Source organism: Burkholderia sp. Bp8994, assembly GCF_003853805.1.
GTDB lineage: Bacteria > Pseudomonadota > Gammaproteobacteria > Burkholderiales > Burkholderiaceae > Burkholderia.
Window position 1 is genome coordinate 38656 of the sequence record NZ_QTQH01000013.1, and the last position, 18918, is coordinate 57573.

Sequence of the window (18918 nt, forward strand, 5' to 3'; positions counted from 1 at the left end):
CCGTGCCGGCTTTGCGCGCAAAACGGTAAAAAATCGGCCGCGCCGTTCGTCACACCAGTGAAGCCGCCCCATGCGGCCCCGAGACTTGGCCGAAGCGGCCGGACCGAAGGACTTCACGCACATGACGAGTTTCCCGACTGCGTTGCATCACCGAATCCGCGAACTGGCGCGCAGCGCGCCCGACGCGCCCGCGCTCGCCGCGCCTTTCCAGAACGACCTGCGCCTGTCGCGCGGCGCGCTCGACGCGCGTGCGTCGCACCTTGCCCGCCAACTGCGCGCGGCCGGTGTCGGCGCGGAAGTGCGGGTGGGCGTCTGTGTCGAGCGCTCGTGCGAGCTGTTCGTCGCGCTGCTCGCCGTGCTGAAGGCGGGCGGCGTATTCGTGCCGCTCGATCCGCGTCATCCGGCCGCGCGCCTCGACTGGATCGTCCGCGATGCGCAACTGCGGCACGGCGTCGTCGATGCGGCCGGCCGCGCGGCGCTCGGCGCGTCGTTCGATCACGCGTTCGACGCAAGCTCCGCGGAGGCCGCTGCCTGCGTCGACGACGAAGACGCGCCGGTACATCCGCGCTCGGCCGCCTACATGATCTATACGTCGGGCTCGACCGGCACGCCGAAGGCGGTGATCGTCGAGCACGGGCCGCTCGCCGCGCATTGCGATGCGCTCGCGGCCGCGCTGCCGATCGCGGGCGGCGACCGCCTGCTGCATTTCGCGTCGGTCAATTTCGATGCCGCGCACGAGTGCTGGCTCGCGCCGCTCGCGGTTGGCGCGAGCGTGACGATCGCGCCGCCGCAACCGTTCGCGCCGGACGCCGCGCATGCGCTGATGGTGCGCGAAGCGGTCAGCGTTGCCGCATTTCCGCCGGCCTACCTGCGCGAATTCGCCGCCGTCGCCGCGCGCGACGGCGTGCCGCCGGCCTTGCGCGTGCTCGCGTTCGGCGGCGAAGCGCTGCCGCAACAGGCATTCGAATTCGTGCGCCGCACGTTCCCGTCGGTACGCCTGATCAACGGCTACGGGCCGACCGAGGCCGTGATCTCGCCGATGCTGTGGCCGGTCGAGCCGGGTGAAATGCCCGCGCTGGCAGCGGACGATGCGTATGCGTCGCTGCCGATCGGTCGCGCGATCGGCCCGCGTGTCGCGCGCATCGACGGCGACGCGGCCGGCGAGCCGAATGAAGCGGGCGAGGGCGGCGAGCTGCTGCTCGGCGGCGTGTGTCTCGCGCGCGGCTATCACGGCCGCCCGGCGCTGACGGCCGAACGCTTCATTCCCGATGCGCACGGCGAGCCCGGTGCCCGCGTCTATCGCACCGGCGATCTTGCACGCCTGCGCGCCGACGGTGCGTTCGATTATCTCGGCCGCCTCGACGATCAGGTCCAGGTGCGCGGCGTGCGTGTGGAGCCCGCGGAAATCGCCGCGTGCCTGCGCACGCATCCGGCAGTGGCCGACGCGGCCGTGATCGCCGAAACCGGCAACGGGCCGACGCGGCTGATCGCGTGCGTCGCGCTGCGCGCGGCCGCCGACGATGCGGAGCTGAAGGCGCACGTGGGCGCGCAATTGCCTGCCGCGTGGCAGCCGCACCGCTTCGTGCGCTGCGCTGCGCTGCCGTACACGCTGAACGGCAAGCTCGACCGTGCCGCGCTGCGCGAGCGCAGCGCCGCCGCGCGCGACGCCGAAGCTCCCGCCGGCGCCGCGCCGTGCACGCCGACCGAAGCGCAGATCGCCGGCTTCTGGCAGACGCTGCTCGGCCTCGACGCGACGCCGTCGCGCGACGACCGCTTCTTCGCGCTGGGCGCCGATTCGCTCGCCGCGATGCAACTGCAGGCCGCGATCCGCGCCGCGTTGCGCGTGAACCTGCGGCTCGACACGCTGTTCGCCGATCCGGCACTGGCCGAGCTGGCCGCGCGCGTCGATCGCGCGGAGCGCGAAACGGGCGCGCCGCTGGCCGCGATTGCCGCACGCCGTGCACCGGCCGAAGCCGCCGCATCGGGTGCCCCGCATGTCGATCGTGCCGCATCGCTCGCACAGCAACGCTTCTGGGTGCTCGCGCAAACGCGTGACGCGAGCGCCGCGTATCACATCGCCGCGCACTGGACGATCGACGGCGCGCTCGATCGCGCTGCGCTGCAGCGTGCGCTCGATCACGTGATCGGGCGGCACGACGCGTGGCGCACGACGCTCGTCGACAACGACGACGGCATCGTGATGCAGCGCATCCATGCCCGTCTGCCGGTTACGATCGCGACGCTCGACTTGCGCGACCAGCCGCCGGCCGCTCGCGACGCGCAAGCCGCGCGTATCGCCGAGCGCGACGCGGGCGCACCGTTCGATCTGTCGAACGGGCCGCTGCTGCGCGCGACGCTCGTCGTGCTCGCCGACGATCGCCACCGGCTGCTGCTGACCGCGCACCACGCGATCACCGACGGCTGGAGCTCGCGCTGCGCATTCGACGAATTGTCGGCCGCGTACCGTGCGTATGCGGAAGGGCGCGAACCGGCGTTGCCGCCACTGCCGATCCAGTACGCCGACTATGCGGACTGGCAGCGCGACATGCTCGCCGGCGGCGAAGGCGAGCGTCAGCTCGATTACTGGCGCGACGCCTTGCGCGACGTGCCGGGCCCGCTCGCGCTGCCGGTCGATCGGAAGCCGGGTGCGACGCGCACGCTGCAGGGCGCACGCGTGTCGGTTCGCCTGCCCGACACGGTTGCGGCGGACGTCCGGCGTCTCGCGCGCGACGCGCAGGCCACGGTCTTCACGGTACTGCTGGCCGCGCTCGACGCATGGCTGTCGCGCCTGACCGGCGAGACCGACGTGGTCGTCGCGGTGCCGGTCGCGCATCGGCAGCGGCCGGAAACCCGCGCGCTGCTCGGCCTGTTCCTGAACACGGTCGCGCTGCGCGTGCGGGTGGCGCCGACGCTGCCGTTCCGCGCGCTGGTCGACGCGGCGCGCACGGCGGCACTCGACGCGGTCGCGCACCAGGACGTGCCGTTCGAGCGCGTCGTCGATGCGGTGAAACCGCCCGTCCGGCGCGGCGACGAATGGCTGCGCGTGAAATTCGCGCAGCAGTTCGATGCGCGGCACGACAGCGTGCTGCCGGGCGCGACCGCCGTTGCGACGCCGGGGCCCGATCTCGCCGCGCGCTTCGACTTCGCGCTTGATTTCACCGACGACGCGCACGGGATCGAACTGGTCGCCGCCTATGCGACCGACTGCATCGCTGCCGACACCGCGCGCGCATGGCTCGACAGCTATGCGGCGCTCGTCGCCTCCGCCGCACATGAACCGCACCGCGCGACGACCGCGCTGCCGTGCGATGCGTCGCCGGCATCGCGCCAGCCGCGCGACGGCCGTGCGTTGCGGATCGAACACGCCGACATCGTCGCCGCTTTCGCGCGGCAGGCCGCCGCGTATCCGCATCGCGTCGCACTCGCCGATGCGTCGGCGTCGCTGACGTTCGCCGAACTCGACGATGCATCGAACCGTATCGCACATGCGCTGAAACTGCGCGGCGCGACGGCCGAAGCACCGGCCATCGTCTGCATCGAGCGCTCGGCCCGCTTCGTCGTCGGCCTGCTCGGCGCACTGAAGGCCGGCGCGCTGGCCGTGCTGCTCGACCCGGCCCAGCCGGCCGCGCGCCTCGTGGCCGCGGCCGCCGATTGCGGCGCGCGCTGGGCGCTCGTCGCGCAGCAGCCGGACGGGGCCGCGTGGCCGGCCGGCAGCGCCGCACAGCCGCTCGACGTCGACACGCTCGCGCAGGACGCGACGCTCGCGCATGCGGCCGGCATCCGCGTCGCGCCGCATCCGGAACAGGGCGCGTACCTGATCTATACGTCGGGTTCGACCGGCACGCCGAAGGGCGTCGTCGTGTCGCACGGCGCACTGGCCGACTACGTGCAGGGGATGCTCGACGAACTCGCGTTCGCACCGGACGCGTCGTTCGCGATGGTGTCGACCGTCGCCGCCGACCTCGGCCACACGACGTTGTTCGGCGCGCTGTGCGCGGGCCGCACGCTGCACCTGCTGCCGGCCGCGTGCGCGTTCGATCCGGACCTGTTCGCCGACGAGATGCGCCGCCGCGACGTCGGCGTGCTGAAGATCGTGCCGAGCCACCTGCAGGCGCTGCTCGACGCGCGCGTGCCGGCCGACGTGCTGCCGCGCCATGCGCTCGTGACCGGCGGCGAAACGCTGACGTGGGCGCTCGTCGCGCGAATCGCCGCGCTCGCGCCGGCCTGCCGCGTGATCAACCATTACGGGCCGACCGAGGCGACCGTCGGCGCGATCGCGTGCGACACCGCGTCGATCGCCGCCGATGCGCGCGATCCCGCGAGCGGCGTGCCGCTCGGCGGCCCGCTGCCGAATGCGCGCGCGCTCGTGCTCGACGCGTTCGGCGCGTGCGTGCCGGCCGGCGCGGCGGGCGAACTGTATCTGGGCGGGCCGGGCGTGGCGCGCGGCTACCTGAACCGGCCCGCGCAGACCGCCGAGCGCTTCGTGCCCGATCCGTTCGCGGCCGGTGCGCGCCTGTATCGAACCGGCGATCGCGTACGCCTGCGCGCGGACGGCCGTCTCGCGTTCCTCGGCCGCATCGACGACCAGGTGAAGATTCGCGGCTATCGCGTCGAGCCGGGCGAGGTGAGCACGGCGGTACGCGCGGCCGGCCCGATCGCGCAGGCCGAGACGCTCGCGATCGAGCACGACGCCCGCCTGCGGCTCGCCACGTTCGTCGTGATGCGCGACGGCGCGGCATTCGACGAAGCGGCCGTGCGCGCGGCGCTCGGCGCGGCGTTGCCCGACTACATGGTGCCCGCGCAGTTCGTCGTGCTCGCACGCCTGCCGGTGACCGCGAACGGCAAGCTCGATCGCGCGGCGCTGCGCGAACTGGCCACATCGCCGGTGGCGGTGGCCGCCGGCGATGCGCCGCAGGGGCCGGTCGAAACGGCGCTCGCCGAAGTCTGGCAAGCGGTGCTGAAGGCGCCGCACGTCGGCCGCGACGACAATTTCTTCGAGCTCGGCGGCGATTCGATCCTCGTGCTGCAGGTGATCGCACGCGCCCGCAAGCGCGGCGTGCGCTTCACGCCGAAGCAGCTGTTCGACGGCCCGACGGTCGCCGAACTCGCGCGCATCGCGAAGATCGAGGACGTTGCCGCCGCAACGACATCGACCGCGCCGGCTCGGTCCGCAACCGCTTCCGCAGCGGTCCTGACGCCTGCACAGCAGCGCTTCTTCGCGCTCGACGTGCCGCATCCGGGCCACTGGAACCAGTCCGTCGCGTTCGACGTGCGCGGTCCGTTCGACGCCGACGCATTCGCGCGTGCATTCGACGCGTTGCTCACCCATCACGACGCATTCCGCCAGCGCTTCGCGCGTGGCGCGGACGGCAAGTGGCGCGCGAGCGATGCGCCGAAACCCTACGACGCGCTGCCGTTCGTCGAAGTCGCCGCGCGCGACGAAGCCGACGCACTGGCGCGCTTCGACGCGTTGCAGCGTCGCCTCGACCTCGGCCGCGGGCCGCTCGCGTGCGCATGCGCGGCGCGTCTGCCGGACGGCGCGGCGCGGCTGTATCTGGCGATTCACCACGCGATCGTCGACGGCGTGTCGTGGCGCATCCTGCTCGACGACCTCGACGCCGCGTATCGCGCCGCATGCGAGCGCACGCCCGTTCGCCTCTCGCAGCCGGGCCTGCGCGCGGATGCGTGGGCCGCGCGCCTCGCGCGTGCCGCGACGGAGCCGGCATCGCCGTTCGCCGCTGAAGCGGCTTACTGGGCCGGCATGGCACAGGGCGACGACCTCGTGCCCGATCATCCCGACGCACCGGCGACGAACGCCGACGCGGCGGTCGTCGTGCAGACCATCGACGCGGCATTGACCCGCGCCGCGCTGACCGACGCGCACGCCGCGTATCGCACGCAGACGATCGAACTGCTGGGCGCGGCGCTCGCGCTGGCGCTGGCCGGTGCCGACGGCGCCGCGTCGTGCCGCGTCGAACTCGAAGGGCATGGCCGCGAGGCGCTGTTCGACGATGCGGACGCGAGCCGCACGATCGGCTGGCTGACGAGCCACTATCCGGTCACGCTGCCGGTCGAAGCCACCGCGCGCGACACGCTGTGCGCGGTCAAGGACACGCTACGCGCGGTGCCGCACAAGGGGCTCGGCTTCGGCGTGCTCGCGCATTACGGCGACGCGGCGACGCGTGCGGCGCTGGCCGCCGTGCCGCGTCCGCGCGTCACGTTCAACTATCTCGGCCAGTTCGACGCACCGCGCGACGCGACGCTCGTGCCGCGCTTCGGCGGCACCGGCATCGAGCGCGACCCGCAAGGGCCGCTCGGCAACACGCTCGCGATCCATGCGTACCTCGATACCGACCGCGACGGCGCACGCACGCTGAAGGTTCACTGGGTATACGGCGCGCCGCAGTTCGAGCGCGCGACGATCGATGCGCTCGCGGAACGCTTTGCGGCCGCACTGCGCGAACTCGCCGACGCATGCGCATCGCGTGTCGCGCATCGCGGCGGCGGAGCGACGCCGGGCGACTTCCCGCTCGCGCAGGCTGCCGGCCTCACGCAGGCCGCGATCGAGCGCGCGCCGCTCGACTGGCGCACGATCGACGACGTGTATCCGCTGTCGCCGATGCAGCAGGGGATCCTGTTCCATGCGCTGTTCGCGCCCGGTCATGCGAGCTACGTGAACCAGCTCGTCGCGACCGCGACGGCGCTCGATGCCGACCGGCTCGCGGCCGCGTTCGCCGCATCGGTCGCACGTCACGACATCCTGCGCACCAGCGTGATGCCCGACGAGGCCGCACCGCTGCAATGCGTGCATCGCCATGCGCGGATGCCGGTCGAGCAACTCGACTGGCGTGCGCGCGGCGACACGCTCGACGCCGACTTCGACGCGTGGCTCGCGGCCGATCGCGCACGCGGCTTCGACTGGCGCGAGCCGCCGCTGATGCGGCTCACGCTGATCCGCGTAACGGACGACGCGTGGCGCGTCGTGTGGACGCGCCACCACGTGCTGCTCGACGGCTGGAGCACCGCGCGCCTGCTCGCGGACGTGCTGCGCGACTATCGCGACCCCGATGCGGTGTCGCCGTTCGCGAGCCGCCCGGCGCTGCGCTATCGCGACTTCATCGCGTGGCTCGGCACGCGCGACCGCAACGCCGATGAGCGTTTCTGGACCGGGCGGCTCGCGCGCCTCGACGCGCCGACGCTGATCGCCGAGCGTGTGGCCGACCGCGCGGACGCCGAGATGGTCACGTGGCGCGCGACGATCGACGCGGCCGCGACGACGCGTATCGCGCACACGGCGCGCGCGCTGAAGCTGACCGTGAACACGCTGGTGCAGGGCGCGTGGGCGCTCGCGCTGCAGCGCATGACGCATCAGCCGGCCGTCGCGTTCGGCGCGACCGTCGCGGGCCGTCCCGAAGCGCTCGCGGACGTCGATACGGTGCTCGGCCTTTTCATCAACACGCTGCCGGTGATCACGGCGCCCGCGCCGCAACAACGCGCGGCCGACTGGCTGCAAGGATTGCAGCGCGAGAACGCGGCGGCCGCCGAGCATGCGCATACGCCGCTCGCCGACATCCAGCGCTGGGCGCGCGGCGCCGGCGGCGCACTGTTCGACACGCTGGTCGTGTTCGAGAACTACCCGGTCGACGACACGGCGCGCGATGCCGATCCGCGTGCGCTCGCGCTGAGCGGCGTGCGCAGCATCGAGTCGACCGATTTCGCGCTGACGCTCGTGATCGAAAGCGGCGCCGAGCTGACGATCGACTACGGCTACGACACCGCGCGCGTCGATGCGCACCAGGTCGAGACCTGGCACCGCGCGTTCGCGTGCGCGCTCGATGCGCTGGCCCGCACGCCCGACGCGCTGCTCGGCACGCTGTCGATCGCCGACGACGCGACGCGCGACGCGCTGGCCCGCGCGCAGGACACCGCACGGAGCTGGCCGGACGCGCAACGGCAACCGCTGCATCTTCAATTCGCGGACGCCGCACGCGCCACGCCCGATGCGATCGCACTCGAATACGCGGATGCCCAGGGCCACGTGCAACGCGCGACCTATCGCGAACTCGACCGGAACACGACGCGCGTCGCCGCCGCCTTGCGCCGGCGCGGCGTGCAGCCCGACACGCCGGTCGCGCTGTGCGTCGAGCGTTCGTTCGACATGGTGACGGCGCTCGTCGGCGTGCTGAAGGCCGGCGCCGCGTACCTGCCGGTCGACCCCGACTATCCGGCCGAGCGCATCGCGTACCTGCTGCGCGACGCGCGGCCCGCGGTCGCGATCACGCAAGCCCATCTGAGCGCGCGAGTCGAGGCTGCGCTCGGCGACGACGCGACGACGCAGTTGCTGACGGTCGCCGATCTGCTCGCCGATGAAGCGAACGATGGCGGCGAGTACGGCGAAGCGGGCGATGCCGCCGAGATCGCGACCGACATCGACGCCGCCCAGCTCGCATACCTGATCTACACGTCCGGCTCGACCGGCAAGCCGAAGGGCGCCGGCAACTCGCACGGCGCGCTCGCGAACCGGATCGCGTGGATGCAGCACGCGTACCGACTCACGCGCGACGACGTCGTGCTGCACAAGACGCCGTTCGGTTTCGACGTGTCGGTGTGGGAATTCGTGTGGCCGCTCGCGACCGGCGCGAAGCTTGCGATCGCCGCGCCCGGCGACCACCGCGATCCGGCCCGCCTCGCGGCCGCGATCCATGCGCACGGCGTGACGGTGCTGCACTTCGTGCCGTCGATGCTGGCCGCATTCGTCGCGTATCTCGACGATTTCCAGGCCGCCGCGCAATGCGACAGCGTGCGCCTGATCGTCGCGAGCGGCGAGGCGCTCGCGCCGGAACTCGTCGCGAAGGTCGCGCGGCTCGTGCCGGACGCGACGCTCGTGAACCTGTACGGGCCGACGGAAGCCGCGATCGACGTGTCGCACTGGACCTGCGGCCCCGACGACGCCAACGCATTCGCGGTGCCGATCGGCCATCCGATCGCGAACCTGCAGCTGCACGTGCTCGACGCGGCCTGGCAGCCGGTGCCGGCCGGCGCGACCGGCGAACTGTATCTGGCCGGCGCGGGGCTCGCGCGCGGCTATCTCGGCCGCCCGGGGCTGACCGCCGAGCGTTTCGTGCCCGATCCGTTCGTGCCGGGCGCGCGCATGTATCGCACCGGCGACCTCGCACGGCGTCGCGCCGACGGCGCGCTCGACTACCTCGGCCGCGTCGACACGCAGGTGAAGCTGCGCGGCCAGCGGATCGAGCCGGGTGAAATCGAGGCGCTGCTGCGCACGGCGCCGGGCGTGCACGACGCGGTCGTGATCGTGCGCGACGATCAGCTGATCGGCTATGTCGCACGCGGCGACGCGGGGCCGCTCGACCGTGCGGCCATGCTCGATTCGCTGCGCGCGCAGCTGCCGGCCTACATGGTGCCGTCGCAGCTGATCGAACTCGACGCGCTGCCGGTCACGCCGAACGGCAAGTGCGACCGCCATGCGTTGCCCGCACCGGTGCGCGAGGCGGCCGCGGCCAGCGAACTCGCGACCGACACGGAGCGCGCGCTCGCGGCGATCTGGCAACGCGTGCTGCACGTCGACGCGATCGGCCGCGACGACGATTTCTTCCTGCTCGGCGGCCACTCGCTGCTCGCGACGCAAGCCCATGCGCAGGCGAACCTGCACTGGGGCCTCGCGCTGCCGCTGCGCACGCTGTTCGACACCCGCACGCTCGCACGCTGCGCGGACGCGATCGATGCGGCCTGCGCGGCACGCGGTGCGACCGACGCGGCGAGCGCGATCGACGCGCTGCTCGGCGAACTGGAAACCCAATAAGGACGACGGATGACGAGGATGCAACCCGACTGGCTCGCACTCGCGACGCGTTTCGCGCAATTGCCCGACGCGCAGCGCGCGGTGTTTATCGACAAGCTCGGCGCGGCCGGCATCGACTTTCGCATGCTGCCGATCCCGCCGCGTACGCCGCGCGGCGACCGTGTGCCGGCATCGTTCGCGCAGACGCGGCTGTGGCTGCACGCGCGGCTGATCGACGCGCCGGACGCGTATCACATCACCGAGCGGCTCGCGCTGACGGGTCCGCTCGACGCGCACGCGCTGCGGCTCGCGTGCGATGCGCTGATCGCGCGCCATGAAGCGCTGCGCACCACCTTCGACGAAGCGGAGGACGGCGTCGCGCAGACGATCCATCCGCCGCTGCGCTGCCCGTGGCGCGAGACCGGTCTCGAAGCGCTGCCCGACGCGCAGCGCATGGCACGCGCCGAAAGCATCGCGACGGCCGACGAAGCCGCCGCGTTCGATCTCGGCGCGGCGCCGCTCATGCGCGCACACCTGATCCGTCTCGACGCGACGCATCACTGGCTCGCGCTGACCGTTCACCACATCGTGTCGGACGGCTGGTCGTCGAACGTGATGCTGTTCGAACTCGCGGCGTTCTATCGCGCGTATGCGTCGGGCGCGCCGGTGCCGCTCGCGCCGCTGCCGATCCAGTATGCGGACTATGCGCTGTGGCAACGCCGCTGGCTCGATGCCGGCGAGCGCGATCGCCAGCTGGCGTTCTGGCGCGAGCGCCTCGACCCGCAACGCGGCGTGCTGACGCTGCCCGGCGCGGCCGCACGGCCCGCGCGCCGCAGCGCACGCGGTGCGCGTCACGTGTTTTCCCTCGACGCACACACCGGCGCGCGGCTGCGCGCGTTCGCGGCCGCGTCGGGCGCGACGCCGTTCGCGGCGCTGCTCGCGGCGCTCGACGCGCTGCTCGCGCGCGCGACCGGCGATGCGCGGATCTGCGTCGGCGTGCCGGCCGCGAACCGCGAGCGCGCGGAAACGGCCGGCCTGATCGGCTTTTTCGTCAACACGCTCGCGATCGATGTCGACGTGCCCGCGCACGGCGATTTCGCGTCGCTGGTCGCACGCACGCAGCGCGCGCTCGTCGATGCGCAGATGCACCAGGACGTGCCGTTCGAGCAGGTCGTCGACGCGCTCGGCGTGCCGCGCAGCGCCAGCCACCATCCGCTGTTCCAGGTGATGGCCGCGTACGGCGAGCGCCGCGCGCCGCCGGCGCTGGGCGCGGCGTCGGCATCCTTGCTGCCGTCCGGCACGCCTTCCGCGAAATTCGACCTGACGCTTGCCGTCGAGGCGACGCCCGACGGCACGTTCGACGCCGCATTCATCTACGCGCTCGACCTGTTCGACGGCGACGCGATCGCGCGGCTGGCCGCGCGCTTCGTCACGCTGCTCGGCGATGCGCTCGCGCGCCCCGACATGCCGATCGGCGATCTCGACTGGCTGCCGGCCGACGAGCAAGCGCAACTCTTCGCGTGGAATGCGCCGGCAGGCGCGGCCGATGCCGAACCGTTCGTGCCGGTGCACGCACGCATCGCCGCACACGCGCACGCACGGCCCGACGCACGCGGTGTCGCCGACATCGATCGCGCACTGACGCGCGGCGAGGTCGACGCGCGCGCGGCCCGCATCGCGCGCAACCTCGTCGCCGCCGGGGTGCGGCCGGAAATGCGCGTCGGCGTCGCGCTGCAGCGTTCGGTCGACCTGCTGGTCGCGCTGATGGCGGTACTGAAGTCGGGCGCCGCGTTCGTGCCGCTCGATCCGGCGCATCCGCGCGAACGGCTCGCGCAGATCGTCGGCGACGCGGGCATCGCGCACGTGCTGACCGACGCCGCGAGCGCCGCCTCGCTGCCCGAACTGCCGGCGCTGCGCGTCTGGCGCGCGGACGAAGTCGACGCGCTCGACGAAGCCGCGGACGTCGCGCTGCCGGACGTGCTGCCCGGCCATGCGGCGTACGCGATCTACACGTCCGGCTCGACCGGCAAGCCGAAGGGCGTGATCGTCGATCACGCGGCGTTCGCGCGGCATTGCGCGGCGATCGCCGAGCGCTACGGCGCGGGCGAGCACGACGTGTTCCTGCTGTTCCAGTCGGTCAACTTCGACGGCGCGCACGAAGGCTGGTTTTCGCAGTACCTGTCGGGTGCCGCCGTGTCGGTGACGGCCGACGTGCTGTGGCCGCCCGCGCAGACCTGCGCGATGATGATTCGCGACGGCGTGACGATGACCTACGTGCCGCCCGGCTGCGCCGCGCAACTCGCCGAATGGGCGCTCGCGCACGGCGCGCCGCCGACGCTTCGCTCGCTGACCGTCGGCGGCGAGGCGACGTCGCGCGAAGCCTTCGCGATGTTGCGCCGCGCGATGCCGAACGTGCGCGTGGTCAATGGCTACGGGCCGACCGAGACCGTGATCACGCCGACGCTGTGGATGTTCCGTCCCGGCGACGATCTCGCGACGCTCGGCGACGCCGCGTACCTGCCGATCGGCACGCTGGTCGGCGCGCGCACCGCGCACGTGCTCGACGCGCGGCTGCATCCGCTGCCGGTCGGCGTGATCGGCGAGCTGTACCTCGGCGGCGAGGGGATCGGCGTCGCGCGCGGCTATCTCGACCGTCCCGCGCTGACGGCCGAGCGCTTCGTGCCCGACCCGTACGGCTCGCCGGGCGCACGCTTGTATCGCACGGGCGACCTCGTGCGGCGGCGCGCGGACGGCGTATTCGACTTCATCGGCCGCGTCGATCACCAGGTGAAGCTGCGCGGGCTGCGCATCGAACTCGGCGAGATCGAGGCGCAGCTGGCCGCGCACGATGCGGTGCGCGAAGCGTGCGCGGTCGTGCACGGGCAGGGCGCGCAGGCGCAGCTCGTCGCGTACGTCGAACTGACCGCCGACGCGCAGGCGGCCGCGCAACCGGTGGAGGCCGCGACGCTCGACGCGCATCTGCGCCGCACGCTGCCCGACTACATGGTGCCCGCGCAGCTGATCGTGCTCGACGCGTTGCCGCGCAACGCGAACAGCAAGGTCGATCGGGCGCGGCTGCCGGCGCCGGTGCGCGTCGAACGTGCCTACGAGGCGCCGCACGACGGCGATGAAACCGTGCTCGCGGCGATCTGGCGCGACGTGCTGAACGCCGAGCGCGTCGGCCGCGGCGATCACTTCTTCGAACTCGGCGGCCATTCGCTGGCGGCGGTGCGCGTCGCGACCCGCGTCGCCGAGCGGCTCGGCCGCGACGTGCCGGTGCGCGCGCTGTTCGAAGCGCCGGTGCTCGCGCAATACGCGCACCAGGTGACCGACGCGCCGCGCGCCGCGCACGCCGGCGCCGCCGTGCCGGGCGTCGCGATGGCGAAGCCCGATGCGCACGGCGTGTGGCCGCTGTCGCCCGCGCAACTCGGCCTGTGGTTCCTGTGGCGCGCGCAGCCGGACAGCGCCGCATACAACATTCCGGTCGCGCTGCGCGTGCGCGGCCCGCTCGACGTCGATGCGCTGCGCGCGGCGTTTTCAACGGTCGCGGCCGCGCACCCGGCGCTGCGCACGCGGCTCGTCGCGCGCGACGGCATGCTGCCGGGCCAGCGGATCGACGCCGCGGCGAGCGTCGCGCTGCCGGTCGTCGACTTGTCCGCGCAGCCCGACGCGCTCGCGCGCGCGGCGGCGCTGACCGGCGCCGATGCGCTCGCGCCGTTCGATCTCGCGGCCGACGCGCCGCTGTGGCGCGCCCGCGTGCTGCGGCTCGGCGCGGACGATCACGTGCTGTCGGTGACGATCCATCACATCGTGTCGGACGGCGAATCGATCGAGCTGTGGCTCGACGCGGTGCGCGCGCGCTATGTCGCGCTCGTGCGCGGCGAAGCGGCCCGGGCCTCTTCGACGACGACAACGACGCCAGAAAACACGCCGCTCGTGCTGCCCGCGTCGTGCCAGCCGGCCCGTGTCGCGTACTGGCGCGACGCGCTGGCCGACCTGCCGCCGCCCATGCTTCCGCAGCGCGCCGACGCGCCGGCCGTGCCGCAATGGCGTGCGGCGCGCATCGCGTTCGAGTTCGACGCGTCGCTGATCCGTGCCGCGCGCGATGCCGCGTCGGCGTCGCACGCGACGTTGCCGATGCTGCTGCATGCGGCGCTGAATACAGCGCTGTTCCGCGTGACCGGCGCGGCCGACCAGCCGGTCGGCGTGCTGGCATCGACGCGCGAGCTGACGGGCGATGCCGCGCGCGATGCGCTCGGTCTCTTCATCAATGCCGTGGTCGTGCGCACGCGGATCGACGCGGCGGCTAGCCGTTTCGAGGTGCTCGCCCAGGTGCGCGATACGGCGCTTGCCGCCTATGCGCATGCGGACGTGCCGTTCGCCGACGTCGTCGCGGCGCTGCGCGCGCCGCGTGCCGCGCGGGCCAATCCGCTGTTCCAGGTGATGTTCAACTACCTGCGCCCGACCGGCGCGGCCGCACGCGACTGGGCCGGCCTGTCGCTCGCCGGCTTCGACGACGTGCGTCATCGCGTCGTGTTCACGCTGGAGCTGGACGTCGTCGAGCATCCGGACGGCCGCGTGAGCGCCGCGTTCTCCTATGCGGACGAACTGCTCGACGGCCGCTTCGTCGACGCGCTCGTCGATCTTTACCACGACGAAGTCGCGCGTTTCGCCGGTGCGGCGCAAGCGCCACTCGGCGTGCCCGATGCGCTGTTCGCCGCGCCGGCAGCGGTCGCACCGGTCGGCAACGCGACCCATGCGGCGGCGTCATCGCGCGCGCCGAACACGGCTGCCGAGCTCGCCGCGCTGTGGTCGGACACGTTCGCGACGGCCGCGCCCGCGCCCGATGCCGATCTGTTCGAGGCCGGCGCGACGTCGTTCGACGTCGTGCGTTTCGTCGATGCGGCGAGCCGCGCCGGGCACGCGCTGACGGTCGCCGACGTGTTCACGTCGCCGACGCTCGCGGCGCTCGGCACGCATCTCGACGAAGCGGCGCACACGCGACTGGAGGTGCGCGATGCTGGCTGAAGTGCGCCCGGACGGATTCACGCTGCTCGATACGTACCGCCTCGCGTTCGCGGGCGGCCTGTTCGCGGTGCGCGACGGCACGGAGATCCGCGTCGCACAGGGCGACGGCATCGGCGCGCAGTTGCTGCGTGCGCAACTCGGCGACGACGGCGCGCTGCGCCTCGTCGCCTACAACCACCGCGCTCTCGACGACCCGCGCACCGAAGCGGTCGGCTGCGCGGTCCCGGCCGGCCGCGCGCGGGTCGTCGATACCCTCGCGCGGCATGGCTTCGCGCGGCAGCGCCGCCTGGCGCTCGCCGACGGACAGCCGCTGTGGATGCGCACGCTGCGCGAGACCTTCTTCTCCGGCCGTCACGTCTGACGGGCCGGTTTCACCGACAAGGGAGCTGAGAGACATGCAGAGAGAAACCGTATTCGACCTGATCGGCGTCGGCTTCGGGCCGTCGAACCTGGCGCTGGCCGTGCGCCTCGCGGAACGCCACGGCACGCGTCCGTTCGCGCATTGCTTCGTCGAACGCCAGCCGGAATTCGGCTGGCACCGCGGCATGCTGCTCGACGACTGCCGGATGCAGATCTCGTTTCTGAAGGATCTCGTCACGATGCGCGATCCGAAGAGCCGCTACACGTTCATCAACTATCTGTTCGAACGCGGCCGGCTGAACGAATTCGTCAACCTGAAGAACTTCTATCCGACCCGCGTCGAATTCCACGACTACCTGAGCTGGGTCGCCGGCGCGTTCGACGAACACGTCCACTACAGCGAAACCGTCACGGCGATCGAGCCCGTGCGCGGCGACGGCGCGCGCGTCGATGCGCTGCGCGTGCTGTCGCGCGATTCGGCCGGCCACGAACGCCAGCGCGTGACGCGTGCGCTGTCGGTCGGCGTCGGCGGCACGCCGGCGGTGCCGGACGCGTTCGCCGCGCTCGGCCGCGACCGCGTGATCCATTCGTCGTCCTACCTGACCGACATCGACCGGCTGGTCGCGTCGCCGGACGGCGAGCGCCGCCGCGTCGCGGTGATCGGCGCGGGGCAGAGCGCGGCCGAGGTGTTCATCGACCTCGCGCGCCGCTTCCCGCACGTCGACGCGAGCCTCGTGATGCGCGCGGGCGCACTGAAACCGGCCGACGACAGCCCGTTCGTCAACGAGATCTTCAGCCCGGCGTTCACCGACGTCGTCTACGCGCAGCCGCACGATGCGCGCCGCGCGCTGCTCGAGCGCTATCGCGACACCAACTACGCGGTGGTCGACCGGCCGCTGATCGAGCAGATCTACGAAATGCTGTACCTGCAGCGCATCGACGGCACGCCGCGTCACGCGCTGCGCGCGAACAGCGCGATCGAGGCCGCGGTGCGCACCGCCGACGGCCGCATCGAGCTGACGCTGCGCGACCGGATGAGCGGCGCGACGCACGTCGAACGCTTCGACGCGCTGGTGCTGGCGACCGGCTACCGGCGCGACACGCATTCGGCGCTGCTCGAAGGACTCGCGCCGCACCTTGGCGATGCGCTCACGCGCGGCGACGTCACGCGCGACTACCTGCTCGCGACGCCCGAGCACTTCGCGCCGCGCATCTACCTGCAAGGCTGCTGCGAAGACAGCCACGGCCTGTCCGACACGCTGCTGTCGGTCCTCGCGCGCCGCGCGGACGAGATCTGCGCGTCGCTCGAGGAAGGGATCGCGCCCGGCCATGACGACGGGGCGGTCCGGGCGCTGCATGAACAACGACACCAAAACGGGGCGAGCGCGGGCCGCATGGCTTTCGCTCTTTGACAAAGGCGCGGTCGGAGACCGCATCAAGAAAGTGGAGCAGAGAAAGATGGAGTGGGCAACAGGCACGCGTGTGCGTGCGATCGCAGCCGCGGCGAGCGTGGCGTTCGGGATGGCGGCAGGGCATGCATACGCCCAGACGGCGCCGGCCGTGAACGCAGGTGCCGCGGTGTCGGCCGGCGGTGCGCAGAACGGTGCGGCGGCCAGTGCGGCGGCAAGCACGTCGACCGGCGCGCAGAATGGCTCGACGTCCGGCACGCTGCCGGCGATCAACGTCAACGCGGGCTCGCAAGGCGACGGCACGGTCGGGCTCGTCGCGAAGCGCAGCCGGACCGGCACCAAGACCGATACGTCGATCAACGAAATCCCGCAGACGATCAACATCGTCACCGCGCAGCAGATCGAGATGACCGGCGCGACCGACGTGAACGCGGCGCTGCGCTACGTGCCGGGTTTCTCGTCGTACGGCTCGGACAACCGTTCCGACTGGTACGCGGCGCTGCGCGGCTTCACGCCGACCGCGTACGTGAACGGCCTGCAGGTGCCGAACACGCTGAACCTGTCGAGCTGGCGCGTCGATCCGTACATGATCGACAGCATCACCGTGCTGCGCGGGCCGACGTCGGTGCTGTACGGCGCCGGCGACCCGGGCGCGATCATCGACGTGCAGACCAAGACGGCCGACGGCGAGCGCGTGCGCGAAGCCGGCGTGCAGTTCGGCAACTATGCGCGCAAGCAGTTCATGATCGACGTCGGCGACAAGCTCGATGCGGACGGCAAGTATGCGTACCGGTTCGTCGGCGTCGCGCGCGACGGCAACGCGCTGACCGGCCCGAACAACGACCAGCGCGTCGCGCTCGCGCCGTCGTTCCGCTGGCGCCCGGACGCGGATACGTCGCTGACGCTGTCCGCCACCTACCTGCAGGACTGGGGCGACATCTCGTCGAACTTCCTGCCGGCGCAAGGCACGGTGTTGCCGAACCCGAACGGGCAGCTCAGCAAGGACGTCTACGGCGGCGACCCGGATTTCAACTACTACCGCAAGAAGCAGTGGTCGCTCGGCTACCAGTTCGAGCGGAATCTGAATTCGATGTGGACGTTCCGCCAGAACGTGCGCTGGATGCACCTGTCGCTCGACAACGGCTCGGTGTTCGGCGCGGGCTTCGCGGACGGCAGCCTGACCGACATCAACCGCTGGGCCGGCGTGTTCCAGACGAACTACAGCCGCTTCGACATCGACAACAACCTGCAGGGCCGCTTCGGCACGGGGCCGCTGGAGCACACGCTGCTGCTCGGCTTCCAGTACAACCGGCAGACCGCGACCGACAGCGAATGGCTGGCCGCCGCGCCGACGCTGAACATCTACAACCCGGTCTACACGCCCGTCACGCTGTCCGTGTTCTCGCCGCCGAATACCACGTACCGCACCAACACGTACACGACGATGAACACGTTCGGGCTGTACGTGCAGGACCAGGTCAAGTGGAACCGCTGGACGCTGACGCTCGGCGGCCGCGAGGACTGGGTCAACCAGCGGATGGACGACCGCGAGGGCGGCACGCAGTCGAAGGCCGACATCAGTGCGTTCACCGGCCGCGTGGGCCTCACCTACCAGGGCGACTACGGGCTGTCGCCGTACGTCAGCTACGCGACGTCGTTCAACCCGCTGATCGGCGTGAACCTGTACGGCGGCGGCCTGCCGCAGCCGACCCGCGGCAAGCAGATCGAGGCCGGCCTGCGCTGGCAGCCGCCCGGCAAGAACCTGATGCTGAGCGCGGCGATCTACCAGATCAACCAGACCAACGTGCTCACGTCGACGCCGCTCAATCTCGATCCGTCCGGCACGACGTCGGTCCAGACGGGCGAAGTGCGCTCGCGCGGGATCGAGCTGAACGCGACCGGCAAGCTCACGCGCAACCTGTCGCTGATCGCGTCCTACGTCTACCAGGACGTGAAGAACGTGAAGGCGAACGACGCATCGCTGAACAACTGGCCGGTCGACATTCCGCGACCGCGCCAGATGGCGTCGCTGTGGGCCGACTGGACGTGGCACACGGGGCCGCTCACGGGCTTCGGCCTGGGCGGCGGCGTGCGTTACCAGAGCGCGTCGGCCGGTGCGGCCGACAACTCGCTGACGGTCGCGAGCTACACGCTGTTCGACGCGGGCGTGCACTACGACACGCGCAACTGGCGCTTCGCCGTGAACGGGACGAACCTGTTCAACCGCCACTACATCAGCGGTTGCCAGTCGACGAGCGTCTGCATTTTCGGGACCGACCGCACGGTGCTCGCCACCGCGAAATACAACTGGTGACGCCGCGC

Annotated in this window: 5 protein-coding genes; all 5 read left to right on the forward strand. The window is 72.0% G+C overall.

The annotated features are described in order from the left end of the window. Positions 1-121: 121 nt before the first annotated feature. Genes DIE04_RS15945 through DIE04_RS15965 form a run of 5 tightly spaced genes read left to right on the forward strand, consistent with a single transcriptional unit; the run spans position 122 to position 18910 of the window. Entirely contained in the window at positions 122-9820 is a 9699-nt protein-coding gene (locus tag DIE04_RS15945; RefSeq protein WP_124522269.1) for a non-ribosomal peptide synthetase, read from the forward strand. A gap of 9 nt (positions 9821-9829) precedes the next feature. Then, positions 9830-14827 carry a non-ribosomal peptide synthetase gene (locus tag DIE04_RS15950; RefSeq protein ID WP_124522182.1) on the forward strand — a complete coding sequence of 1666 codons (4998 nt, stop codon included), beginning with the start codon at positions 9830-9832 and terminating at the stop codon, positions 14825-14827. Further along, a complete protein-coding gene (locus DIE04_RS15955) occupies positions 14817-15188 on the forward strand; it encodes a hypothetical protein (RefSeq protein ID WP_124551293.1) in 372 nt (123 codons plus the stop codon). The genes DIE04_RS15950 and DIE04_RS15955 overlap by 11 nt, the downstream gene beginning before the upstream one ends. 34 nt (positions 15189-15222) lie before the next feature. Beyond that, positions 15223-16599 (forward strand): lysine N(6)-hydroxylase/L-ornithine N(5)-oxygenase family protein, encoded by a 1377-nt coding sequence (locus DIE04_RS15960; protein ID WP_124521798.1) that lies wholly within the window; start codon positions 15223-15225, stop codon positions 16597-16599. A gap of 46 nt (positions 16600-16645) precedes the next feature. Beyond that, the gene (locus DIE04_RS15965) at positions 16646-18910 is read left to right on the forward strand and encodes a TonB-dependent siderophore receptor (RefSeq protein ID WP_124485517.1); all 2265 of its coding nucleotides are present in this window, start codon (positions 16646-16648) and stop codon (positions 18908-18910) included. The last annotated feature ends 8 nt before the right edge of the window (positions 18911-18918 follow it).

Excerpts from the sequence above, each read along its gene's own strand:
- DIE04_RS15945 (WP_124522269.1), top strand. The coding sequence starts at position 122 with ATGACGAGTTTCCCGACTGCGTTGCATCACCGAATCCGCGAACTGGCG.
- DIE04_RS15950 (WP_124522182.1), top strand. The coding sequence starts at position 9,830 with ATGACGAGGATGCAACCCGACTGGCTCGCACTCGCGACGCGTTTCGCG.
- DIE04_RS15955 (WP_124551293.1), top strand. The coding sequence starts at position 14,817 with ATGCTGGCTGAAGTGCGCCCGGACGGATTCACGCTGCTCGATACGTAC.
- DIE04_RS15960 (WP_124521798.1), top strand. The coding sequence starts at position 15,223 with ATGCAGAGAGAAACCGTATTCGACCTGATCGGCGTCGGCTTCGGGCCG.
- DIE04_RS15965 (WP_124485517.1), top strand. The coding sequence starts at position 16,646 with ATGGAGTGGGCAACAGGCACGCGTGTGCGTGCGATCGCAGCCGCGGCG.